Annotated in this window: 7 protein-coding genes; 1 reads left to right on the top strand and 6 read right to left on the bottom strand. The window is 44.7% G+C overall.

The window, feature by feature from the left end; all coding sequences use genetic code 11:
* Nucleotides 1-155, top strand: a 155-nt coding sequence (locus ACWVCM_RS03670; RefSeq protein ID WP_455200357.1) for an AMMECR1 domain-containing protein, incomplete at its 5' end; no start/stop codon positions are given.
* A gap of 228 nt (nt 156-383) precedes the next feature.
* On the opposite strand, the gene ACWVCM_RS03665 is transcribed toward ACWVCM_RS03670, so the two are convergent.
* The 6 genes from ACWVCM_RS03665 to ACWVCM_RS03640 form a co-directional block, all read right to left on the bottom strand.
* Nucleotides 384-869 (bottom strand): hypothetical protein, encoded by a 486-nt coding sequence (locus tag ACWVCM_RS03665; protein WP_455200356.1) that lies wholly within the window; start codon nt 867-869, stop codon nt 384-386.
* A 114-nt stretch (nt 870-983) separates the two neighbouring features.
* Nucleotides 984-1,397, bottom strand: coding sequence for a DUF2802 domain-containing protein (locus ACWVCM_RS03660; protein WP_455200355.1), 414 nt, complete (start codon nt 1,395-1,397; stop codon nt 984-986).
* A gap of 27 nt (nt 1,398-1,424) precedes the next feature.
* The gene (locus tag ACWVCM_RS03655) at nt 1,425-1,907 is read right to left on the bottom strand and encodes a chemotaxis protein CheW (RefSeq protein ID WP_455200354.1); all 483 of its coding nucleotides are present in this window, start codon (nt 1,905-1,907) and stop codon (nt 1,425-1,427) included.
* A 150-nt stretch (nt 1,908-2,057) separates the two neighbouring features.
* Nucleotides 2,058-2,798, bottom strand: a complete 741-nt coding sequence (locus tag ACWVCM_RS03650) for a flagellar motor protein (RefSeq protein ID WP_455200353.1) — start codon at nt 2,796-2,798, stop codon at nt 2,058-2,060.
* 4 nt (nt 2,799-2,802) lie between these two features.
* Nucleotides 2,803-3,927, bottom strand: coding sequence for a protein-glutamate methylesterase/protein-glutamine glutaminase (locus tag ACWVCM_RS03645; RefSeq protein WP_455200352.1), 1,125 nt, complete (start codon nt 3,925-3,927; stop codon nt 2,803-2,805).
* Between the two features lie 15 nt (nt 3,928-3,942).
* A partial coding sequence (locus ACWVCM_RS03640) for a chemotaxis protein CheA (RefSeq protein ID WP_455200351.1) occupies nt 3,943-4,947 on the bottom strand: 1,005 nt, incomplete at its 5' end.

Genomic DNA, 4,947 nt, shown 5'->3' with positions numbered 1-4,947 from the left:
CGGGCAGACATCGTGGCACTTTCTTGCCATCCGTCTGGGAATCACTAAGCACGCCAGAAGAATTTTTTTCACACTTGAAACTTAAAGCTGGTTTACCAACGAGTTATTGGTCAGACGACATTAAGATTGAACGTTATACGACAGAATCTTTCTAGAACATTTTTTCACGAATCCATTCACCCTTTTGTAATAACGACCAAAACATGGAATTTTCCTGGATTGCACACAACAAAGGCAACACAGTCTATTTTCTATATAGAAAAAGGAAAAAGTGGATTTTGGACAATAAACGGCCCTACAGGCAACAACATGAAGCTGGACTCTGCGGGCATGCAGAACGAAGGGATTTAACAGCGCTCGATTTTATCGTGACGTGAAACTATTCATGCATAAGACAATGCAAACCATAGCACAACGGTAAAGAGGAACAACATGCCAATAATGCGTGAAATATAATTTTCTTTCTGTTTTTGGCGTAATGATTCCAGTAATTGTGTTCTTATTTCTCGATGGCGAATCATATCATCGGACTCGGAACTTCGTCGATCCTGGCCCCGCCGAACACGGTCAGGTTGGCTGTTTATGTTCGCATTATTCCTGGACCTGCGGTCTACGAGTTCTCGTTCATCTTCCCGCATGCGGGCAATTTGCAGTTTTTCCCTGTTTTCAGGTTTGCTTTGATCCAGTTTCAATTCCGGCGGAATCAGGTCAGGCAACCGGGTTACCTGTAGCCAGGATATTTGATCAGTACTCAGCTCGTCGGATTCCAGTATTCGGCCTAACAGAATATAACGGGTAATTAATCCAGGAGGGAAAGGACCACGAATTTCCCGGTCGCGTCTTGTATACCAAAGTTGCTTATTCGACATTTTGGAGGATCATCATAACTATGGCATGACATGAGAAATACGTATTGGTATTCTTCGTTAGCTACTCTCTGATAATTATCTGTAAAGATCTCGACGCAAGATTCCTGTTTGAATCTATGCGACACGATTCATACGGTTCGCCAGCAAAATAAGTTCTGCTTCGGTTTTAGTGATTTTGCATTCCTTGATAACTTTACTCACTTCATCACCACGGTTAATCATATTTTTCGCGCGTTCGTAATTTTTATCTTTCATTTGCCGTACTTCATATAAATACTGTCGACGCGACAGAAATTTTGCTTTCTTTTCCAGCTTCTCAATTCGGCTATCCACATCCGCGTCACCGGAACCCAATGCACCGAGATCCTTGCGCAGTGAATCAATGGTTGCATCTTGTTGATGTGTAATCTTGTGAAAGTGACGATACATTACCGCAATAGCTGTCAACGAAAGCAGCACAATAATTGACATAACAATCATTGCTACCGACAGGGAATTGATGGTGGACTGCAAGACTGCCTGATTCATTATATAATTCCTTAATCCTTTTATGTTTTACGATGTAGTAAATTCTTCCCATTCTTCGTCAGTAAGCAGCTTATTCAAATCTACAATGATCAATAGCTCACCTTCCTGACTCGCAACACCCTGAATAAACCTCGAACTGTCTTCAGTACCAACATTGGGCGCTGCCTCAATTTCTGACACTCTCAAATCGACAACTTCCGCCACACTATCCACCATAATGCCAACGACCTGGTCATTAGACTCAACAATCACGATTCGCGCGGCGTCGTCCAGATCTCTAGGCTCCAGTCCAAACCGCTTGCGAGTGTCAATGACGGTAACGACATTACCTCTCAAGTTGATAATGCCCAGCACATACGCTGGAGCACCCGGAACAGGGGCAATTTCAGATACACGCAAAACTTCCTGGACCTGCATGACATTAATGCCATATTTTTCGTTATCCAGGTAAAAAGTAACCCATCTAAGGATGGTATTATCTTGAGCTGGCACTGCTGTATTTGCTGACATTGCTTACGGTCCTTTTTAATAGACTGCTGAATTAGTGGATTTCAACCCTATACATTCATCGTCAAACAGTTGACATTTCTTGAAATTTAGTTGAATTTTTGCACAATTTATACCAGGCGATAACTGTTAAGCCTTTGTATTTTATAGATATTACGTTACAAATCCCTGTAACTTCGTTTCAATATTTCGGGGATTCTCACCATCGGCAATGGACAGCACTCCTTCGAGCAACATGTCCTGAACGCGGGCCTCAGCGTTGACAACGTATTTCAGTTTGTTGGCAAAAGGTACAAATATAAATTGTGCAAAACAGAAACCGTAAACCAGCGCTACCAGGGCTGTCTCAATTCCATCAGCCAACAAATCTGGATTAACAAAATCACCCCCAACCTGCATTAAACCAATCACGGCGGCAACGATGCCGACAATCAAACTGTATCGGCCCATGGATTCAACCACACAGGCTGCATGATAGTTGTATTCCTTTTTACTTTTGATCTCGACCTGTAAAACGCGTTTAATCACATCCGGTTCATTGCCATCTACCAGTAACTGCAAACCTTTACGTGCAAAAACGTCCTGTTCCGTCTCCGCAATGGTTTCCAATCCAAGTAACCCTTCCTTTCGGGCAATGTTACTCCATTTAATTATTTTTTTGATAACCTCCTGTGCACCGGTTTTAGGTGGAAAAAATACCCAAAACATCATTTTTAAAGAATGCAAAAACACCGAAACATGTGACTGAATCATTGCCGCACCCAGGGTTCCGCCAAATACAATTAACAAAGCCGGACCATTCAGCAAAGACTCCAGCGCACCACCGCCCAGCAACAATCCTCCCACGATTGCAACACAGGCAATCAACAGGCCAATTATCGATAGCACATCCACTAAGCTATACCTTTGTCGCCAGATAATGCGCGATGTCGTCTATGGAAAAAACATGATCTGCCGCACCAGCATCAATAACCGATGCAGGCATACCATTGACAACCGAACTTTCTTCATCTTGCACCCAGACCTGAGCACCCATTTGTTTCAGTATTTGCGCGCCTTCACAACCGTCTGCCCCCATACCAGTTAACACGATTGCCAGTGTTTTTCCCTTAATGGCGTTAGCAATTGAAGTAAAGGTAATATCAACAGATGGTTTATAATTTTGTCCCTGCACCGCGGGATAAACATGAACGTAACTCTTACCCGCCTCTGTCTTTACTTCCATTTGCTGTCCACCCGGCGCTAGCAAAGCCAGGCCAGACCTGATCTCATCACCATCCTCCGCTTCTTTTACTGCGATCCGGCTCATATTATTAAGTCTTTCTGCAAACGGGCCCGTGAAACTCTCCGGCATGTGTTGCACTAATAGTAACGGCGGCGAAAAATCAGCGGGAAGAGAAGAAAGAATTTTCTGTAATGCAACGGGTCCACCCGTCGAAGTACCAATCGCTACGATTGGTGTTTGGCCTCTTCTGACTCTTGGTTCTTCTGTACTAGGTGGAGCAGCGGTAACTTTTGCATTGTGCAGGGAGCGCCTTGCAGGTCGCGTTACCGGTGATTTGACGCGTGGTTGTACTGGCGCCGGGCTTTTCTTCTCCCACGATTTAGGGAAACGCGGATGACGCTGAATTCTGGCAACGCTATGCAATTTCTCGCAAAGCTTGGTACCCGCGGCACGCATATCACTGGAAAATTCTTCAAAGCGTTTCGGCAGGTAATCAACAGCACCTGCGTCCAGTGCATCGAAAGTCGCCTGAGCACCCTCATTGGTTAATGATGAAAACATCAATATAGGAATATAGTGAACTGCCAAAATCCTTCGTGTGGCTGTTATGCCATCCATCACCGGCATCTCTATATCCATGGTAATAACATCAGGCTTGAGCGTCAGGGCTTTATCCACAGCTTCCTGACCATCGGCAGCTTCCCCAACAATTTCCAGAGTAGGATCTACAGTCAACATTTCATTGACTCTTCTTCTAAAGAATCGTGAATCATCAACAACAAGTACTCGTACAGACACTATTATCAATCCTTCCTATAATCGCCGCGCGTAGATATGCATCAGCCCTGGTATATCAAGAATTAGCGAGATACGACCATCTCCTGTAATTGTTGCACCGGCCAACCCTTTCATACCGTGCAATATGGCTCCCAGGGGTTTAATTACCACTTCTTCCTGCCCAATCAATTGATCAACCACAAAACCAATGCGCTGCACACCCATGCTGACTACAACCACATGCCCTTCTTTCGGCAACTCGGCTTTGTTGGCACCTTTAACTAACCAGTGACGCAAATAGAACAATGGCAACGCTTTATTCCTGACCATCACCACCAACTGTCCGTCAACGACGTTTGTCCTGGTTAAATCCAGATTGAATATTTCGTTGACACTTGCCAATGGCAAAGCAAATATCTGCTCATCCAGCATCACCATTAACGTCGGCATAATAGCCAGGGTGAGCGGAACTTTGATAATGATCTTGCTGCCATATCCTTTGCGTGAATCAATATCAACACTGCCATTCAACTGTTCGATACGTGTTTTAACCACGTCCATTCCAACTCCCCGGCCAGACACATCTGAAATTTCTTCCTTGGTAGAAAAACCAGGTTGAAAGATCAGGCCGTAACTTTCCTTATCTTCCAGGCGATCAGCCATTTCCTCATCCAGCAATCCTTTTTCAATGGCTGTCTGACGGATCTTGCTTGCATCCATACCTTTACCGTCGTCTTCAATCGTTAAAAGGATATGGTCACCTTCCTGCTCGGCAGTTAGAATTATGGTACCCTTGCGGGACTTACCGTTAGCCTCGCGCTCCTCGGGTGATTCAATTCCATGATCAACTGCGTTGCGAACCAGGTGGACCAGCGGATCAGCTAAAGCCTCAACCAGGTTCTTATCAAGGTCCGTATCTTCACCCTGCAACTCAAGGCTAACTTCTTTCTTCAAACTTCGAGCAAGATCTCGTACAACACGAGGGAAACGGCCGAATACCTTTTTAATGGGTTGCATGCGCGTTTTCATCACTGCCGACTG

This window comes from Kaarinaea lacus, assembly GCF_975902315.1.
The sequence above is the reverse complement of the archived record's forward strand: the minus strand, read 5'-3'. Positions and strand labels throughout refer to the sequence as shown.